Annotated in this window: 11 protein-coding genes and 1 pseudogene; 4 read left to right on the top strand and 8 right to left on the bottom strand. The window is 71.8% G+C overall.

Features of this window, described 5'->3' with window-relative positions; genetic code table 11:
* Window positions 1–131: 131 nt before the first annotated feature.
* The gene (locus ACZ4V1_RS04985; protein WP_468329480.1) at window positions 132–887 is read left to right on the top strand and encodes a polysaccharide deacetylase family protein; all 756 of its coding nucleotides are present in this window, start codon (window positions 132–134) and stop codon (window positions 885–887) included.
* Between the two features lie 56 nt (window positions 888–943).
* On the opposite strand, the gene ACZ4V1_RS04980 is transcribed toward ACZ4V1_RS04985, so the two are convergent.
* The 5 genes from ACZ4V1_RS04980 to ACZ4V1_RS04960 all read right to left on the bottom strand — a co-directional run bounded on the left by ACZ4V1_RS04980 (window position 944) and on the right by ACZ4V1_RS04960 (window position 8,901).
* Complete coding sequence (locus tag ACZ4V1_RS04980) at window positions 944–2,074, bottom strand: glycosyl hydrolase (RefSeq protein ID WP_468329478.1); 1,131 nt, start codon at window positions 2,072–2,074, stop codon at window positions 944–946.
* Window positions 2,071–2,652: a hypothetical protein gene (locus tag ACZ4V1_RS04975; RefSeq protein ID WP_468329476.1), complete on the bottom strand. Its 582-nt coding sequence runs from the start codon at window positions 2,650–2,652 to the stop codon at window positions 2,071–2,073. Before ACZ4V1_RS04975 ends, ACZ4V1_RS04980 begins: the two co-directional genes overlap by 4 nt.
* A 20-nt stretch (window positions 2,653–2,672) precedes the next feature.
* Window positions 2,673–4,490 carry a glycosyltransferase gene (locus ACZ4V1_RS04970; RefSeq protein ID WP_468330899.1) on the bottom strand — a complete coding sequence of 606 codons (1,818 nt, stop codon included), beginning with the start codon at window positions 4,488–4,490 and terminating at the stop codon, window positions 2,673–2,675.
* Window positions 4,491–4,799: 309 nt separating this feature from the next.
* Window positions 4,800–7,652, bottom strand: coding sequence for a lipopolysaccharide biosynthesis protein (locus ACZ4V1_RS04965; protein WP_468329474.1), 2,853 nt, complete (start codon window positions 7,650–7,652; stop codon window positions 4,800–4,802).
* A complete protein-coding gene (locus ACZ4V1_RS04960) occupies window positions 7,645–8,901 on the bottom strand; it encodes a DegT/DnrJ/EryC1/StrS family aminotransferase (RefSeq protein WP_468329471.1) in 1,257 nt (418 codons plus the stop codon). Before ACZ4V1_RS04960 ends, ACZ4V1_RS04965 begins: the two co-directional genes overlap by 8 nt.
* A gap of 439 nt (window positions 8,902–9,340) precedes the next feature.
* On the opposite strand from ACZ4V1_RS04960, the gene fahA reads away from it, so the two are divergent.
* Complete coding sequence (gene fahA / locus ACZ4V1_RS04955) at window positions 9,341–10,573, top strand: fumarylacetoacetase (RefSeq protein ID WP_468329468.1); 1,233 nt, start codon at window positions 9,341–9,343, stop codon at window positions 10,571–10,573.
* A gap of 212 nt (window positions 10,574–10,785) precedes the next feature.
* A complete protein-coding gene (locus ACZ4V1_RS04950; protein WP_468329465.1) occupies window positions 10,786–11,724 on the top strand; it encodes a M56 family metallopeptidase in 939 nt (312 codons plus the stop codon).
* A 63-nt stretch (window positions 11,725–11,787) separates the two neighbouring features.
* Here ACZ4V1_RS04950 and recQ read toward each other — a convergent pair whose 3' ends face one another.
* On the bottom strand, window positions 11,788–13,797 hold the full coding sequence (gene recQ, locus ACZ4V1_RS04945; RefSeq protein WP_468329462.1) for a DNA helicase RecQ: 2,010 nt from the start codon (window positions 13,795–13,797) through the stop codon (window positions 11,788–11,790).
* Window positions 13,798–14,066: 269 nt separating this feature from the next.
* On the opposite strand from recQ, the pseudogene ACZ4V1_RS04940 reads away from it, so the two are divergent.
* Window positions 14,067–14,665 (top strand): annotated as a pseudogene (locus ACZ4V1_RS04940) (Uma2 family endonuclease).
* Between the two features lie 77 nt (window positions 14,666–14,742).
* Here the strand turns inward: ACZ4V1_RS04940 and nuoN are convergent.
* Both nuoN and ACZ4V1_RS04930 read right to left on the bottom strand, forming a co-directional pair.
* Window positions 14,743–16,395 (bottom strand): NADH-quinone oxidoreductase subunit NuoN, encoded by a 1,653-nt coding sequence (nuoN, locus tag ACZ4V1_RS04935; protein ID WP_468329459.1) that lies wholly within the window; start codon window positions 16,393–16,395, stop codon window positions 14,743–14,745.
* Window positions 16,392–17,963 carry an NADH-quinone oxidoreductase subunit M gene (locus ACZ4V1_RS04930; protein WP_468329456.1) on the bottom strand — a complete coding sequence of 524 codons (1,572 nt, stop codon included), beginning with the start codon at window positions 17,961–17,963 and terminating at the stop codon, window positions 16,392–16,394. The genes nuoN and ACZ4V1_RS04930 overlap by 4 nt, the downstream gene beginning before the upstream one ends.
* Between the last annotated feature and the right edge of the window lies 1 nt (window position 17,964).

Below are 17,964 nucleotides of genomic sequence, written 5' to 3'. Positions count from 1 at the left end.
GCGGGACCAGCGGGACCAGCGGGACCAGCGGGGCCAGCGGGACCAGCGGGACCAGGGCGAACGAGTCGAATGGGGCGAGCGGAACGGGCGGATCCGGCGGGCACATACCGGTCTTCCTCTACCACGCCGTGATGGACGATCCGCCCTCCTGGATCGCCGAGTTCACCGTCACGCCCAAGGAGTTCGCCTCCCACCTGGACGCGATCGTGGACAGCGGCATGACGCCGGTCACGATCAGCGTGCTCGCCGACCACCTCACCGGGCGGGCGCCCCTGCCGCCTCGGCCGGTGCTGCTCACCTTCGACGACGGCTTCGCCGACCTGCCCGGTCCCACGGCCGAGGCGCTGGCCGAGCGTGCTCTGCCCGCCACCGCCTATCTCACCACCGGGGCCATCACCCCGGGCGGTCGCAGTCTGCTGCCCCCGGCCCCGATGATGACCCTGGACGCGGCGGCGGAGCTGGAACGTTCCGGCATGGAGATCGGCAGCCACACCGTCACCCACGCCCAGCTCGACACGCTGCCCGCCAAAGGGCTGGCGTACGAGCTGCGCACGTCCAAGGCCGTACTGGAGGACGCCCTCGGGCACCCGGTCCGCCACCTCGCCTACCCGCACGGCTACAACAGCGCGAAGGTACGGTCGTTCTCGGCCCGCGCCGGGTACGAGACGGCGACCGCCGTGCGGCACGCGCTCAGCTCGGACCGCGACGAGCGGTACCGCATCGCCCGGCTCATCGTGCGGCGGAGCCACACGGTCGCCGACGTCGAGGGGTGGCTGGCAGGGGCGGGCGCCCGGATCGCCCCCTACCGGGACGAGCCGCAGACGGTCGCGTGGCGGTGGTACCGGCGGGGGCGGGCCATGGTCCGGGGTCCCGAGTTCGCCGGATAGTCAACGTGCCCGGCCCAGGGCCCGAGTCCGCCGGGCGGTCAGCGGGGTGGGTTCCGTCACTCGAGCGGCTGGTTGAGGTGGGGGTCGGCGGCCACCTTGCGCAGGCTGGCCCACGCCCGGTCATTGGCCACGGCCAGGTTGCAGTGCGGTCCCGGGTCTCGGTAGTTCCACTGGAGGGCTGCCCTGACGCCCTCCAGTTCCTTCAGCACCCGGGGCACCTGCGCGTACCAGTCGGCCTGCCGGTCCGGCCGCTTCGGGTCGGAGGCGCTGCCGAACTCGGAGAGCATCAGGGGCTTGTCGTCGGAGAGGTTGGCGCGGATCCAGTCGTGGGTGGCGTGCTGGGTCTGGGAGAAGCTGAGCCAGTCCGTCTTGTGGCAGAGGTAGTAGTTGTACTGGTTGTAACCGATCCAGTCGACGTACTCGTCCCCCGGATACATGCCCTTGAACAGGTCGGCGTGGTTCAGGTAGCCGGTGATGATCCAGGTCCACACGACGTTGTCGACGCCCAGCTCGCGAAACCGGTCGTGGATGTGCCGGTAGGCCCGCACGTAGTCGGCCGGAGTGCCGTTGTCCGGGGTGCGGGTGTCCATCTCCAGGTCGAAGGAGAGGAACACCTTCTTGCCCGTACGCTCCCCGTACTCCTTGATGCGCTGGGCCTGGACGTCGATCACGGAGTCGTCCAGGTCGCCGGCGGCGATCTGCCTCCAGGTGGGCTGCTGCTGCTTCGTGCCGCCCCACCACTTGCTCTCCCAGGACAGCAGCAGCATGCGGTCCTCACCGACGCGCTGTTCCTGCTCGGTGAGGAGCTGGCCCTCCAGGCGGGTGTCCGTGACCGCCGACATGTCGTGGTACGTGTACACGATGTCGAGCCTGCGGCCGACGTTCTTCTCGTAGGCGTGCACCTTCTCGGCCAGGTCGGACTTGTCGTGCGGCACGAAGGCGCCGAACCAGGCGCCGCAGGGCGGCTCGAGGAGCTCGGTCGGGCGGCACCTCCCGTCGTCGGCCGGGTCTGCGGGGCCGGAGGCGTCGCGCAGGGCGAGCAACGCGACCAGGACCGCGCAGGTGGCCGTGACGGACGTGATCAGCAGCCGACGCCGGCCCGGGCCCTCGGGGGCCTTGGGCCTGCGGTGCTGTCCGGTCGTCGTCGAGTCTCCGGTCGTACGGCGAGCGGGACGGGGGAACCTCACAGAGTGGAACCCTTCCGTGTCCTCGGCGCCGTCCCCGGCGCCGCGCTGGACGTCGTCGGGGAGGCACGCAGGCGCGGGCAGAACGCGGCGAGCGTGGTCAGCAGGGTGAGCGTCAGCAGGACGCGGTCCCCGCTGAAGGCCTGCGCGGCTATCAGCACGGTGGCGACGAGCATCGCGGCGCCCACGCTCAGCAGGACGGCCAGCATCAGCCGTTCCAGCAGGTCGGAGTGGCGTTCGAAGTCCGCGTACCGGCGCTCGACGGGGCCTTCGGCACGGCGGGCCCGCAGCGCGGGGCCGCAGATCCCGACGAGGGCGGCGCCCGGGCCGACGGCCAGGAACGCGGCGACCGCCGCGCCGCGCAAGGGGGAGCCGCCGGGCAGTGCGAGCGCGGCGAGCGCCAGCCAGCCGGCGAATGGGGGCAGCATACGGATCACGAGGTCCTGCGGTGTCATGGCGTCCGGCGGTGTCGTGGGACCCTGCGGTGGCGCGGGACCCTGCGGTGACATGGCGGCCCGCGGTGACATGGGGTCCTGCGGTGTCATGGGGTCCTGCGGTGTCATGGGGTCCTGCGGTGTCATGGCCTGCCTCGCTCCCCTTGTCAGCTCGCCGGTTTCAGGGCGTAGAGCACGCCGGCGCTGTTCTCGGCGACCAGTTCGAACCTGGGTGAGGCCGCCACGGACTCCCGTACGCGCTCCAACTGCGCCTCGTCCAACTGGCCGTTCATCTCCGAGTTGGCCGTCTGCCCCTGGGTGAGCAGGAAGTAGGCGCGGGCCGGTGCTTCGACGGCGGCCATGTCGCGGGCGAGGACGGCGGCCGGGTCGCGCACGATCTCGTCGACGTGGCGCCGGTCGTCGTCGAGGAACCAGTAGTGGTCGACTCTCCAGTACTCCTCGTAGGCGAGCGGGTAGTTCCGGTTGGCGGCGACGACCAGGGAGTCGTCGGGGGCCTGGTCGAAGAGGTGCTGGACGAGGGCCACTTCCCCGGGCGGGAAGTAGTTGATGCGGTCCTTGCCCGAGTAACTCGGCACGAACGCGAGGCTCCCGGCGAGCAGCACGAGCAGCGGCACCCACGCGCCGTAGCGCAGCGGAGGCAGTAAGGCCCGCGCGGCCGGCGCACGTCCGCCCCACCCGCCCGGCTCCCGCGCGGCGGCGTCGGCGGCCAGCGTGCGGACCTTGGGCAGCAGCGCGGCAGCGGCGAAGAAGGCCGCCCCCGGCAGCATGAACATCAGCACCCGGAAGATCATCTCGCTGCCGTAGCTGCTCGCCGCGAACATCGGAAGCGGCGCCGCGGCCACCAGCAGCAGCGGCAGCGCCCGGTGCCGCAGCACCCGCTGGCGCAGTACACCCACCAGCGCGAACAGCAGCACGGAGCCCGACAGCAGCCGCGCCGCCCAGGAGGTCGCGACCGCTCCGGTACCGGTGGGGGTGGCCCCGTACCCGGTCTCGACGTTGGCGCCGACGTCGCCTATGGAGCGGATCATTTCCGGCATGGCGGCGGAGAGGAAGGGCAGCGCGGCCGTCAGACACCAGGCCAGGAAGATCACGACCGTGGTGACCGCCGGGACCCAGTGGCGGTAGCGGCGCGTACAGGCCAGGGCGAGGAGCGTGACGACGAGCATGCCCGGGGTCAGCTGGTGCGAGACGACGATGGCGGTGACCAGCACGCTGAGCAGTACGGTCCACACCGCCTGGCCCTGCCGGCCGCGCCGCCCGCCGGAACGGCCGTAGCGGCGCAGGACGACCGCGATGACGCCCAGGTGCAGGAGGAAGGCGACGGACTGCGGGGAGAAGTAGTCCTGGCCCACCCAGTTGGCGACGCAGAACAGCCAGACGGCGGTCCAGATCAGCCGCCGGTCCTCGGTGAAGGTCCGGTAGATCAACAGCAGCGGAAGCAGCAGCAGCACGCTGGAGACCAGCGGCCACCAGGCCATGTACATCGCGGCGTTGTCCACGCCCAGCAACCGCACCAGCGCCGCCTGGGCGGCGAAGAAACCCGGCCACTGGTCGTAGACGGCCATGTCGCCGAGCTGGTCCGCGGTCTGGAGTCCGCCGGACGTCAGCAGGTGGTCGATGACCGCGTCGTGCTTCCACGCCCACGCGTAGAGCGGAGTCGGGTAGAGAACGGCCTGGGTGGCCCGCTCCATCACCAGCAGGCCCAGAACGTACGCGAGCGACCAGCCACCCGGGCGGCGCGGGTCGCGGACCGTGAACCAGAAGCCCGCGGTGAGCACGGCGAGGCCCGCCCAGAAGGTCGGATGCAGGGCGCTGACCAGGCCGAAGTCGTCCAGGGCGGACACGTCGGTGTGCCGCATCGCGTAGCCCCACAGGGCGAGCGCGACGAGCAGCGGCACGGCCGGCCAGGCGGCGGCCGCACGGGCCGGCCAGACGGCCGGGGGGAGGTCGGACAGATCCGTCACGGGCGGCTCGGTGACGGAGCCGGAGGGCTCCGGGGTAGGGGGACGGTGGACGCGTGCGGTGGTCTCCCGGCCGGGCCGGGCGGACGCCTCGTCCGAGGCCGTGGTGGCCGACTCCTGTGAGGTACGGGGGGCCTGCTCCGGCAAGGTGCGGGTCTCGCCGGCTTCCGACGCGTCCGAAGCTGTCGGTACGGCCCGGTTCGGCGCGTCCGGGGTCTCCCGCCCGGGCGTGGGCTCTGGTGCGGATCTCTCCCGTGGAGTTACTGGCGGACGCACGACGGTTCCCCCCTGGCGATTCGGCTCTGTGCTTGATCAGTCCCTGGACTTGCCGTTCGGTCTGGCGCGGTGCTGGGGCTCCGCCGCGTCCGTCGTGTCCGTCGCACCCGACACACTCAATGTGCTCGACGCGCTGGTCGTGCTCGACGCGCTTCTCATGCTCGACTCGCTCGGCGGGCTCGACGCGCTCGGCGTGCTCGACGCGCTCGGCGTGCTCGACGCGCTCGGCGGATTCGTCGGGTTAGTCGGGTTAGTCGGATTCATCGACAAGGCAGGGCGACGCAGGGAGAGGAGCAGGACTACGAGGACGAGCAGCAGGAGAAGAGGCGGCGCGATCGGAGCGAGCTCCTGACGCCAGACCCAGCCCCCCACCCCGGCGAGATACAGAACCCCCCAGCGTCCCTGCCACGGCAGCCGGTCGCCCGCCTTCGCGAGCAGCAGCCACAGCGGTACGAGACACAGCAGATGCAGGACGAGCGGTGTCCAGCGCAGCAGTGGTCCGGGCCCGTCGAGCCCAACCGCTTCCGCGATAAATCCGGCCGTCTCGGTGTATAACGTCCCGCCGACCGCCTCCGGTTCCCGGCCGAGCGCGACGGGTGCCGCGTACAGGGCGAGGATGGCGGCGCCCAGCGCGCCACCGGGCAGCCACGGATCTTGCGAGGCGCACAGGGTCACGGCCGCCACGAACACCACGAGCATCAGAGCCCCCGCGACCAGCGCCGGCGAGGGCAGCCCCCGCAACAGCTCCTGCCCGGTGAGTTCGGCCCCGACCTCGGAGACGCCACCCAGCCACGGCAAGTCGCGCAGCGCCACCAGGAAGACGACGGTGGCGACGCCGAGCAGCAGCCACAGGGCAGGCCTCAGACGCCGCTCGGGGACCGGCCCGATCCCGCCGCCTATCCCGCCACCGAACCCGCCTTCGAACCCGTCGTCGCGGCTCTCGGCGGACTCGCCGCCCCCGTGGGAGCAGCCGTAGCCGTGGTCTCCGCCGGTCCCCGGACGGGGACCCGAACCGGGGCGGGATCCCGAACCGGAGCCCGAACCGGAGCCGGAGCCGGAGCCGGAGCCGAGGCCCGAACGCACCCCGATCACGTCCGCCCCTTCGTGCGCGTCGGGTGCGCTCGGCGCGTCGACCGGTACGGGCACATCGGTCGCGTCCGGCGCATCGGTTGCGTCCGGCGCATCGGTCGCGTCCGGCACACCGGCCAAGTCCGATGTCGCGCCCGACGGGACCGACGAAGGAACCGACGACGCGTCCGGACCGGAGGCGGAACCGGGCTCGGCGTCGGGGTGCCGGGGCCCCCGGACGATCACCGCGAGGGTGTCCGCCTCCAGGGCTTCCCGCTCGTACCCCGGGCGGCCTATGAACAGGGCGACCGTGTCCTCCCGTGGCGCCTCGTCGGGCTGGCCGTGCGCGTACGCCGCCCGCCGCGCCCAGCTGGTGCCGTATCCGGCGGTGGCGTTCAACCGGGCCCAGTGGGTGCCGTAGGAGTTGCCGGAGCCCGGCTTCCGGCCGCCCCGCAGTCCGAAGCCGCCGGAGGCACCCGAGCCCTCGGGCCCACCGGAACGCCCGGCTCCGTCGCGGCCTCGCAGGGCGGCGCGCAGGCCGGGCACGCAGCCGGCCGCGACCACGGTCATGCTGCCCAGCACGGCCCAGCCGGCGCCCGCGATCCCGGCCGGGGTGAACAGCACCGTCGCACTGCCCAGTACGAGGACGCACATGGTGCCCTGCACGGCGGCGAGCACGCCGGTGCGGCCCTGGACGCGCAGCACGCCGATGTACAGCTCGACCACGATTCTCGGCAGCGCCCCGATGGCCAGCAGCCGCAGCACCGTGGAGCCGTGCTCGGCGTAGCCCTCGTCGAAGGGCGCGAGGATCTGCGGGGCGAAGACGACGAGGAAGAGCACCACCGGTACCAGCAGCAGCGTCATGCGGCGCAGCGCCCCGCGGACGCCGTCGGCGAGGCGGCGCGGGTCGTGCGAGGCGTGGGCGGTGAGGGAGGAGGCCATGTTGATGGCCATGAACTCCATCGTGCCGCCGACGGTGTACGCCACGTAGAAGTAGCCGTTCTCCGCGGCGCTGAAGTTGACCGCGACCATCACCGGCAGCAGGTTGATCATCGCCAGGCTGAACAGCGCGCCCAGCGAGTCCCCGGCCAGGAACCGGCCCATCTCCCGGACCTTGGGCGGCTCCACGTCCCGGTCCGCGGCGACCTGCCGCGGGATGAGCCTGCGGAAGATCAGCCAGCCGAGCGGCAGGGTGGAGAAGGCGATGGCCACGGCCCAGGACACGAAGATGCCGAGCACCGGCAGCGTGGTGGCGAAGAGGGCCAGCAGGATCAGCTTCCCGACCGAGAACACCGCGTTCCCGGCGGGCACCCACTCAGCCTTGCGCAATCCGGTCAGCACACCGTCCTGGAGGGTGAGCAACGCCCAGGCCACACACGCGGCGACGAACAGCGCTCCCGCCTCGGTGGTGCCCAGCGGCGCGTACGACGCACCCCACAGGTCGAGGGTGAGCAGGAAGAGCACGGCGGCCACGGCGACGACCACCGAACTGGCCGCGTACACGCGCCACACCAGCGGCCCGGTGGCACGACCGGCGCGCGGCACGAAGCGGACGACGGCGCCGATCATCGTGGTGGCCGTGATGCTGGCGAGCAGCCGCATGGCGGCGATGGCGGCGGAGCCCTGCCCGACGGCCTCCTCCGAGTAGTAGCGGGCGGCCACGAGCCAGAAGCCGAGGCCGAGCACGGCGGAGACACCGGTGCTGAGCATCAGGAAATAGGCGTTCTTGAAGAGCGAGTCGCCGCCGCGCCCGGTTTCGGACAGCGTCGGGCCGCCGCCCGCGGGTGCCGCGGCCCTCTCGTGCACCCGCGTCTCAGCCACCGGACGGAACCAGCCCTTCCGGTGCCTCGGCCGGTAGTACTCCTGACTCCTCCAGTGCCGCGACGGCGGCACGCGCCCGCAGCGGATCCACGGGCAGCGCGTGCCGTGCGAACCAGCGCGCTGCCTCGGGTGAGGGCGACGGGTCGGTGAAGGCGGCGCCCGCGTAGTCGTCCAGCGGCGGGTCGTAGAGGTAGCCGACGACGATGCCGCGCCGGGCCAGTGCCCGCACCGCCGCGTCCCGGTCCGCCACGAGCAGCGGCACGCGGAACAACGGCTGCGCCGCGCCCGGCGCCCGGCTCCTCGCGCCCTCCCACGCGGACGGCTTCGCCCAGCGCGTCGACAGCAGCAGTTCCGTACCCGCACGGCAGTCGGCGAGTACGTCGTCCAGCCGGTCGAGCCCGCGCCCGATGCGCCCGAGCCGGAACCGTCCGGCCCGCAGCCGGTAGTCGTGCATGTCGACGCGGACCCAGGGGTCGTGGGCGTCGAGGTCGGGGGCCGAGGCGACCGCGCGGGCCAGCCCCTCCGGACGCAGCGGCATCCGGATCTCCTCCCGCTCCATCAGCCCCAGCAGGCGCAGCGTGGCCCAGGCCGCCCGCCGCAGCCGCAGTCCCCGTACGGCCGCCTCCGCGTACGGCCTTACGGCGTAGGCGAGTTCGGCCGTGGCGCGGCGCGGCAGCAGCAGGTCGTCGCAGGTCTTCTCCAGCGCCTCCCGCAGCCCCGGGTCGGCGACCGCGAGGATTCCGCCCGCCTTGGCGCCGACGTGCTTGGACAGGCTGAAGACGGAAGCGTCGCCCCAGGCGCCGACCGGCCGCCCGCCCACCTCGCTGCCGATGGCGTGCGCCGCGTCCTCGAACAGCGGGATGCCCAACGCGTCGCAACGGGCCCGCAGTCCGGGCGCCGGGTCCGGGTTTCCGTACAGGTTCGTCGTCAGTACGGCGGACAGCGAGCCCCACGTCTCCTCGGGCACGGCATCGATGTCGACGGACGCGTCCGACGGGTTCAGCGGCGCCTGCACCGGCCGTAGTCCGGCCGCGAGCACGACGAAGAAGATGACGTCGTCGTTGACCGGCGACATCAGCACCCGGCCGCCCGGCGGGCACCAGTGACGCAGTGCCGCGTACAGCCCGAAACGGCATGACGGTACGTACACGCATTCCCGGCCCAGTCGGCTGCGCATGGTCTCTTCCAGCCGCTTCCTCGGCTGCGAACCATCCCGCACCGAACCCGGACCGGCCTCCCCAATGGCCATCCGCCCCCCTGGTGTGCCATCGAAAGCCCCCTCCCCGAGGCCTTCCGGCACCCGCCCAGAGTCGCCCCGTTCGCACCGCTCCGTCAAGATTGCGTACCGGCCTGTGGACAACTTCCCGCACACGAACGGAAGCGGAGCGCCACATCCGCGGAAACGGAGCGCCGCGTCTACGGACGTTCACGCGGGGCGTACGCGGGAGGCGTACGTGGGGGGCGAGAGCCGCCCCAGAGATCCCTCCCTCCGCCTCACGCACCGGCGCGCGGGCCGCTCCTCGCACGTCAGACCAGCCACGCGCGCCCTCCCCCGCCACGCACCGCCACCTCCCGACGCACTGCCCAAGACCGGTATGTCACCCGTAACGTGTGGCCCGGCCACGAACCACGTGGTGCACCCGGCGCGCACGGCGCACATGGCGAGCACGAAAGCGAGGCAGCACCCGATGCCCCCCTTCGATGTCCCCGAGGGCGACCCCTTCGGCCCGCACAACCTTCCGTACGGCGTGTTCTCGGTACCCGGCGCGCAGGAGCGGACGGTGGGCGTCCGGCTCGGCGACCACGTCCTCGACGCCGGCGCGGCGGCCCACGCGCTCGGGTCGCCGTACGCCTCCCTGCTCGCGCGCCCCACTCTGAACCCGCTGCTGGCGGCCGGCCGCACCGCATGGTCCGACGTACGGCGCGCGCTGACGGCCTGGGTGACGGTCCCCTCCCACCGCGAAACCCTGGAGCCCCTCTTCCACCCCCTCTCCTCGGTGACGCTGCATCTGCCCTTCGAGGTCGCGGACTACGTCGACTTCTACGCCTCCGAGAACCACGCCCGGAACGTCGGCCAGATCTTCCGCCCCGACGCCGCCGACTCCCTCACCCCCAACTGGAAGCACCTTCCCATCGGCTACCACGGCCGCTCCGGCACGGTCGTCGTGTCCGGCACGGACGTCGTACGCCCGTCCGGGCAGCGCAAGGCCCCCACCGACGCCGCTCCCGTCTTCGGTCCGTCCGTTCGCCTCGACATCGAGGCAGAGGTCGGCTTCGTGGTGGGGGTTCCGTCCGAACTGGGCAGTCCGGTGGCGCTCGGGGACTTCCGCGAGCACGTCTTCGGCCTCTGCCTGCTCAACGACTGGTCCGCGCGGGACGTCCAGGCCTGGGAGTACGTCCCCCTCGGCCCGTTCCTCGGCAAGTCCTTCACCACCTCGGTGTCGGCCTGGATCACGCCGCTGGACGCCCTGGAGGAGGCGCGGGTGGCCCCACCGGAGCGCACGCACGAACTGCTGCCCTACCTCGACGACACGGCCGGGGAGCGGGACGAACCCGGCGGCTACGACCTGCGGATCTCCGTCGCCCTCAACGGTCACGTCGTCTCCGAGCCGCCGTTCTCCACCATGTACTGGACGGCCGCCCAGCAACTGGCCCACATGACCGTCAACGGCGCCTCCCTGCGCACCGGCGATCTCTACGGCTCCGGCACGGTCAGCGGGCCGGCCGAGCGGGAGCGCGGGTCCCTGCTGGAGCTGACGTGGAACGGACACGATCCCCTCGAACTCCCCGACGGCAAGCGGACGTTCCTGGAGGACGGGGACGTGGTGACCCTGTCGGCCTGGGCGCCGGGGCCGGGCGGCACCCGGGTCGGGCTGGGTGAGGTGACCGGGCGGGTGGTCGGGGCGCCGGCCCGGCGGTGACTCCCGCCACTCCCGTGCGCCCGGATCCGTTGCCCGCCGGGTCCTGACTCGCACCGCCCGGCACCGTCATACTGGCGTCGGGCGGTGTGCGCGGCACGTCCGCACCCGCGCGGGGTCGGCGTGCGCCGGGACCCGCCGCGGCCCCGGCGCCGCCCACCACCACCGCACCACAGCCAGAGCCGCTCTTCCGACCAGGATCCGGAGCCCGTGGCATGACCGTCTGCCTGCTCCTGCTGTTCGTCGTCGCCGTGACCGCCGCGGTACCGGTGCCGCGCGCGCTGACCCGGTCCGCGTGGCCCGAGCGGGATCCCGTGGTGGCGCTGTGGGTGTGGCAGTGCCTGGTCGCCACCGTCCTGCTGTGCTGTCTGACGGCCCTCGTCCTCGGCGCCGCCGCCGTCTTCGGCACCGTCCGCGCCCAGCTCTTCGCGCCGGCGCCGCCCGCGGTCACCGCGGCCTACAACCTCTCCGCCGGCCCGCCCTGGGCGGCCGCCCTCACCCTGCTGCTGGCCGGCGGCGCCGCCTGGACGACCGCCATGCTCGCCCGCGAACTCGTCGAGGCCCGCCGCCGCCGTGCCCAGTCACGCGCCCACCTGCGCGAACGCGCCCCCGACCTGCCCCCCGGGCTCCCCGCCGCCCGCGGTCCCGTGCAGGTTCTGGAGGACGAGTACCCGGACGCCTGGTGGATGCCCGGCAACCCGCCCCAGCTGATCGTCACCACCGGCGCCCTGCAACGCCTCACCGACCACCAGCTCGACGCCGTACTCACCCACGAACGCGGCCACGCCCGGGCCCGCCACGACTGGCTGCTGCACCTGTCCACCGCGCTGGCCACCGGTTTCCCGCGGGTCCCGCTCTTCGCCCACTTCTGCGACCAGACCCACCGTCTGGTCGAGCTCGCCGCCGACGACACGGCCTCGCGCCGCTGTGGCCATCTGACCACGGCGCTGGCCCTGATCGAGCTGAACCAGCACCGCGGCGTGCTGTCCTGCTCCTCCAGCCACCGCCTCCTCGGCGAACGGGTCGACCGCCTCCTGGAGCCGCCGCCCCGCCTGCTGCCCCGCCACAGGGCCCTGACCACGGCAACGGCCGCCCTGGTCCCCTTCATCCCTCTGCTGATCACCTTCGCACCGGGCCTGACGGCGCTGGCGTAGGCAACCGCGGGCCCCAGGACCACGCCCGGACGGCGCGGTGCGCCACCACCGCCGGCGAGCCCTCTATATCCAGTCGTCGGGCTCGGGATCGGGCTCCTGCTCGGGCCAGGCGTCGGCTTGGTCCGCGCCGGGGACGGAGTCGTCCGACGGGCCGCTTGGCGCGGGCGCCGTGGCGGCGGCCGGTCCGGCCAGTCCCGCCAGCACCGCCAGCACGCCCTCTCCGTAGGTCGCCAGCTTCTTCTCGCCGACCCCGCTGATGCCTCCGAGCTGTCCGATGGAGGTGGGCCAGGCGGTGGCGATCTCCCTGAGCGTGGCGTCGTGGAAGATGACGTACGCCGGGACGCCCTGCTCGCGGGCCTGCTCCGCTCGCCAGGCGCGCAGCGCCTCGAAGGCGGGGAGCAGTTCCTCGGGGAGTTCGGCCGCGGCGGCCTTGGGTTTGCGGTCCCGTCCGCCGGCTGCCGACCGTGCCGTGGCCGGCTTCTTGGGCTCCTTTCGCAGCGGCACCTCACGCTCCCGCCGCAGCACCGCCCCGCTGCTCTCGGTCAGCACCAGCGTGCCGTACTCGCCCTCGACCGCGAGCAGGCCCTGGGCCAGCAGCTGCCGGGCGACGCCCCGCCACTCGCCCTCGGTCAGCTCCTCGCCGATGCCGAACACGGAGAGCTGGTCGTGGTCGAACTGGATCACCTTGGCGGTGCGCTTGCCCAGCAGGATGTCGATGATCTGTCCCGCGCCGAACTTCTGCCCACGCTCCCGCTTCAGCCGCACCACCGTAGAGAGCATCTTCTGTGCCGGGACGGTGCCGTCCCAGGTCTCCGGTGGAGTTACGCAGGTGTCGCAGTTGCCACAGCCGGGCCGGTCCGGATCCTGCCCGAAGTAGGCGAGGAGCTGGCCGCGGCGGCACTGGGCGGTCTCGCACAGGGCGAGCATCGCGTCCAGGTGGGACTGGGCGCGGCGGCGGAACGCCTCGTCGCCCTCGCCCGACTGGATCAGCTTGCGCTGCTGTATGACGTCGTTGAGTCCGTACGCCATCCAGGCGGTCGACGGCAGGCCGTCCCGCCCGGCGCGGCCGGTCTCCTGGTAGTAGCCCTCTACCGACTTGGGCAGGTCGAGGTGGGCGACGAACCGCACGTCCGGCTTGTCGATGCCCATGCCGAAGGCGATGGTCGCCACCACGACCAGGCCCTCCTCCCGCAGGAACCTGGACTGGTGCGCGGCTCGGGTGCCCGCGTCCAGGCCCGCGTGGTACGGCACCGCCTCGATGCCGTTGCGGGAGAGGAACTCGGCGGTCTTGTCGACGGAGTTGCGGGAGAGGCAGTACACGATGCCCGCGTCGCCGGGGTGCTCCTCGCTCAGGAAGCTCAGCAGCTGCTTCTTCGGGTCGGACTTCGGCACGATGCGGTACTGGATGTTGGGCCGGTCGAAACTCGCGACGAAGTGCCGCGCCGCCGGCATGTTCAGTCGCTCGGTGATCTCGCGGTGCGTCGCGTGCGTGGCCGTCGCCGTGAGCGCGAGCCGGGGCACGTCCGGCCAGCGCTCGCCGAGCAGGGACAGGGCCAGGTAGTCGGGCCGGAAGTCGTGGCCCCACTGGGAGACACAGTGCGCCTCGTCGATCGCGAAAAGGGAGATCTTGCCCCTGGAGAGCAGGTCGAGAGTGCCTTCGAGCCGCAGCCGCTCGGGTGCCAGGTACAGCAGGTCCAGCTCGCCGGCGAGGAACTCGGCCTCCACCACGCGCCGCTCGTCGAAGTCCTGTGTGGAGTTCATGAACCCGGCCCGGACACCGAGTGCCCGCAGCGCGTCCACCTGGTCCTGCATCAGCGCGATGAGCGGCGAGACCACGATGCCCGTGCCGGGCCGGACCAGGGACGGAATCTGGTAGCACAGGGACTTGCCGCCGCCGGTCGGCATGAGCACGACGGCGTCGCCGCCCGCGATCACATGCTCGACGACCGCTTCCTGCTCGCCCCGGAACGCCTCGTACCCGAAGACCCGGTGCAACGTGGCCAGCGCCTCGCTGTCCGTGTCCCTCGCCTGTGCCGCCTCTGCCATCTCGCCGATCACGCCCGTCCCGCCCATCGTCCCGTCCCCCGTACGTCTTGCCGCGCCCGTCCGGTCCATCCGGCCCGCCCGGTCTGTCCGGCCTGTCTGGTCCGCCCTGTCCCGACCACTGCCTCAACGATAGGGGTCCGCGCCGACAGCCCCGGAGTTATCCACAGGCTCGCCCCGGGTCATGTCCGTCTCCCGCGTCAAGGACACGACAGTCGGTCACACGTTCGCGGGAGACCCGTCCGTTTCCGGCGGATAGTCTGATCGCTCCCACGAGACTCCGTCCCATGGGAGCGCTGATGAGCGTCGCGCCGAAGGCGTCCACACCCGACTGGCCGATCCCGCCCGAGGGCGGCTGGACCGCGGACGACCTGGACCGGCTTCCGAACCTGCCTCCGCACACGGAGCTGATCGACGGGAGCCTCGTCTTCGTGAGTCCGCAGACCCTATTCCGCTCCCGCGCTGTGAGCTTCTTCGAATGGCAGCTCCAGTCCCTCGCCCGGCGGAATTCGAGGTCATCCGCGAGTTCACCATCGACATCGACCGGCAGAACCGGCCGGAGCCGGACGGGATCGTCGTGCGGGGTGACGTGGTCGACGACCCGGAGCAGACCCGCTACCCCGCCGATGCCGTCACCCTGGCCATCGAGGTCGTCTCGGCCGAGTCCCTCTCCCGCGACCGCGAGACCAAGCCTTTGAAGTACGCCCGGGCGGGAATCGCCCACTACTGGCGAGTGGAGAACGAGAAGGGGCTTGCCGTCGTCCACGCCTTCGAGCTGGAGCCCACCACTCGCGCCTACGTCGGCGTGGGCATCTTCCGTGAGCGCATGAAGCTGAGCGCACCCTTCCCGATGGACCTCGACCTGACCGGCATCAAGCCGCGCCGCAGCGGCGAGTAGGGCCGGGCCCGCACACGACGGCGGCCCGGCACCCCTCAGGGTGCCGGGCCGCCGTCTCCGTACGGGCGGGCGCCGCGTCAGCGCACGAACACCCCCGCCTGTCCGGCCAGGTCCAGGAAGTACTGCGGCGCCACGCCCAGCACCACCGTGACCGCCACTCCGACGCCGATCGCCGTCATCGTCAGCGGTGACGGCACCGCGACGGTCGGGCCCTCCGGACGCGGCTCGCTGAAGAACATCAGGACGATCACCCGGATGTAGAAGAACGCCGCGACCGCCGACGAGATCACACCGATCACCACCAGCGGAGCCGCGCCGCCCTCCGCCGCCGCCTTGAAGACGGCGAACTTGCCGGAGAAACCGGAGGTCAGCGGGATACCCGCGAAGGCCAGCAGGAACACCGCGAACACGGCCGCCACCAGCGGTGACCTGCGTCCGAGCCCGGCCCACTTCGACAGGTGGGTCGCCTCACCGCCCGCGTCGCGCACCAGTGTCACGACCGCGAAGGCGCCGATCGTGACGAAGGAGTACGCGGCCAGGTAGAAGAGGACGGAGGAGATGCCGTCGGGAGTGGTCGCGATGACACCCGCGAGGATGAAGCCCGAGTGCGCGATCGACGAGTACGCCAGCAGCCGCTTGATGTCCGTCTGCGTGATCGCGACGATCGCACCGCCCAGCATGGTGACGATCGCCACGGCCCACATCACCGGACGCCAGTCCCAGCGCAGGCCGGGCAGGATGACGTAGAGGATGCGGAGCAGGGCGCCGAAGGCGGCCACCTTGGTCGCCGCCGCCATGAAGCCGGTCACCGGTGTCGGCGCGCCCTGGTACACGTCCGGCGTCCACATGTGGAACGGCACCGCGCCCACCTTGAACAGCAGACCCATGACGACCAGCGCGGACCCGACGAGCAGCAGCGCGTCGTTGCCCATGGTGTCGGCGAGCGCCGGGGTGACGTTCTGCACGGTGCCGTCGACGACCTGGGCGATCGTGCCGTACGACATCGATCCCGCGTAGCCGTAGAGCAGGGCGATGCCGAACAGCGTGAACGCGGAGGCGAACGCGCCGAGCAGGAAGTACTTGACCGCCGCCTCCTGCGACATCAGCCGCTTGCGGCGGGCCAGCGCGCACAGCAGGTACAACGGGAGGGAGAAGACCTCCAGCGCCACGAAGAGCGTCAGCAGGTCGTTGGCCGCCGGGAAGACCAGCATGCCGGCGACGGCGAAGAGCAGCAGCGGGAACACCTCGGTGGTGGTGAACCCGGCCTTCACCGCCTTCTGCTCACTCTCGCTGCCCGGTACGGACGCGGCCTGCGCGGCGAAGGAGTCGACGCGGTTGCCGTGCACCTCCGGATCGAGGCGCCGTTCTGCGAAGGTGAACAGGCCGACCAGGCTCGCCAGCAGGATCGTGCCCTGCAGGAACAGGGCCGGCCCGTCCACGGCGATGGCACCCATCGCCGCGATGCCCGCCTTGGTCGTGCCGTATCCGCCCGCCGCGAGCGCGACGACCGCGGCGAAGGCGGCGACGAGCGCGACGGCGGACACGAACGTCTGCACGTAGTAGCGGGACCTGCGCGGCACGAACGCCTCGATCGCGATTCCGATGATCGCCGCGCCGATGACGATGAGGACGGGCGACAACTGCCCGTACTCGATCTTCGGCGCGTCGATCTTCGAGATCGGATCGGCCGCCGCCGTTGTCCACAGGCTGTGGACGGCTGTTGCGCTCACTTGGCCGCCTCCACCTCAGGCTGGGGGTCCTTCTTGTGTACGTCGGACATGGTCTGCTCCACCGCGGGGTTGACGATGTCCGTGACCGGCTTCGGGAAGACGCCCAGGAAGATCAGCAGCGCCACCAGCGGTGCCACGACCACCAGTTCACGCACCCGCAGGTCGGGCATCGCGGACACCTCCGGTTTCACCGGGCCCGTCATCGTCCGCTGGTAGAGGACGAGTGTGTAGAGCGCGGCGAGCACGATGCCGAAGGTGGCGATGATGCCGATCACCGGATAGCGCGTGAACGTGCCGACCAGGACCAGGAACTCACTGACGAACGGCGCCAGGCCCGGCAGGGACAGGGTCGCCAGGCCGCCGATCAGGAAGGTGCCGGCGAGCACCGGGGCGACCTTCTGCACTCCGCCGTAGTCGGCGATGAGCCGCGAGCCGCGCCGCGAGATCAGGAAGCCGGCGATCAGCATGAGCACGGCGGTCGAGATGCCGTGGTTGACCATGTAGAGCGTCGCGCCGGACTGGCCCTGGCTCGTCATCGCGAAGATGCCCATGATGATGAAGCCGAAGTGCGAGATCGACGCGTACGCGATCAGCCGCTTGATGTCGCGCTGGCCGACCGCGAGCAGCGCCCCGTAGATGATGCTGATGACCGCCAGGACGAGGACGACCGGCGTCGCCCACTTGCTCGCCTCCGGGAAGAGCTGGAGGCAGAAGCGGAGCATCGCGAAGGTGCCGACCTTGTCGACGACCGCCGTGATGAGCACGGCGACCGGGGCGGTCGACTCCTGCATGGCGTTGGGCAGCCAGGTGTGCAGCGGCCACAGCGGTGCCTTCACCGCGAAGGCGAGGAAGAAGCCGAGGAACAGCCAGCGCTCGGTGCTCGTCGACATGGTCAGCTCGCCGCTCGCCCGGGCCTCGGCGATCTCGGTGAGGGAGAAGTTCCCGGCGACCACGTACAGCCCGATCACCGCGGCCAGCATGATCAGGCCGCCGGCCAGGTTGTAGAGGAGGAACTTCACCGCCGCGTACGACCGCTGGGTGGCGGCCGTCTTCTCGCCGTGCTCGTGGGCCCGGTCCCCGAAGCCGCCGATGAGGAAGTACATCGGGATCAGCATGGCTTCGAAGAAGATGTAGAAGAGGAAGACGTCGGTGGCCTCGAAGGAGATGATCACCATCGCCTCGACGGCCAGGATCAGGGCGAAGAAGCCCTGCGTCGGCCGCCACCGGCTGCTGCCGGTCTCCAGCGGGTCGGCGTCGTGCCAGCCCGCGAGGATGATGAACGGGATCAGGAGGGCGGTCAGCGCGATCAGCGCCACCGCGATGCCGTCCACGCCCAGCTCGTACCGGACGCCGAACTCGGCGATCCAGGCGTGGGACTCGGTGAGCTGGTAGCGGTCGCCGCCGGGGTCGAACCGGATCAGGATCGTGATAGCCAGCGCGAGCGTGGCCAGCGAGACCAGCAGCGCCAGCCACTTGGCCGCGGTGCGTTTCGTGGCCGGCACGGCTGCCGTGGCGATCGCCCCGACGGCCGGGAGGGCCGCCGTGACTGTCAGCAGAGGAAAGGACATC

This window comes from Streptomyces sp. NPDC028991, from assembly GCF_055564775.1.
This window is presented reverse-complemented; position numbering and strand designations above follow the sequence as displayed.

Coding starts and splice junctions, on each gene's coding strand:
- ACZ4V1_RS04985 (WP_468329480.1), top strand. CDS start 132: ATGGACGATCCGCCCTCCTGGATCGCCGAGTTCACCGTCACGCCCAAG.
- ACZ4V1_RS04975 (WP_468329476.1), bottom strand. CDS start 2,652: ATGACACCGCAGGACCCCATGACACCGCAGGACCCCATGACACCGCAG.
- ACZ4V1_RS04960 (WP_468329471.1), bottom strand. CDS start 8,901: ATGGCCATTGGGGAGGCCGGTCCGGGTTCGGTGCGGGATGGTTCGCAG.
- fahA (WP_468329468.1), top strand. CDS start 9,341: ATGCCCCCCTTCGATGTCCCCGAGGGCGACCCCTTCGGCCCGCACAAC.
- ACZ4V1_RS04950 (WP_468329465.1), top strand. CDS start 10,786: ATGACCGTCTGCCTGCTCCTGCTGTTCGTCGTCGCCGTGACCGCCGCG.
- recQ (WP_468329462.1), bottom strand. CDS start 13,797: ATGGGCGGGACGGGCGTGATCGGCGAGATGGCAGAGGCGGCACAGGCG.
- ACZ4V1_RS04930 (WP_468329456.1), bottom strand. CDS start 17,963: ATGTCCTTTCCTCTGCTGACAGTCACGGCGGCCCTCCCGGCCGTCGGG.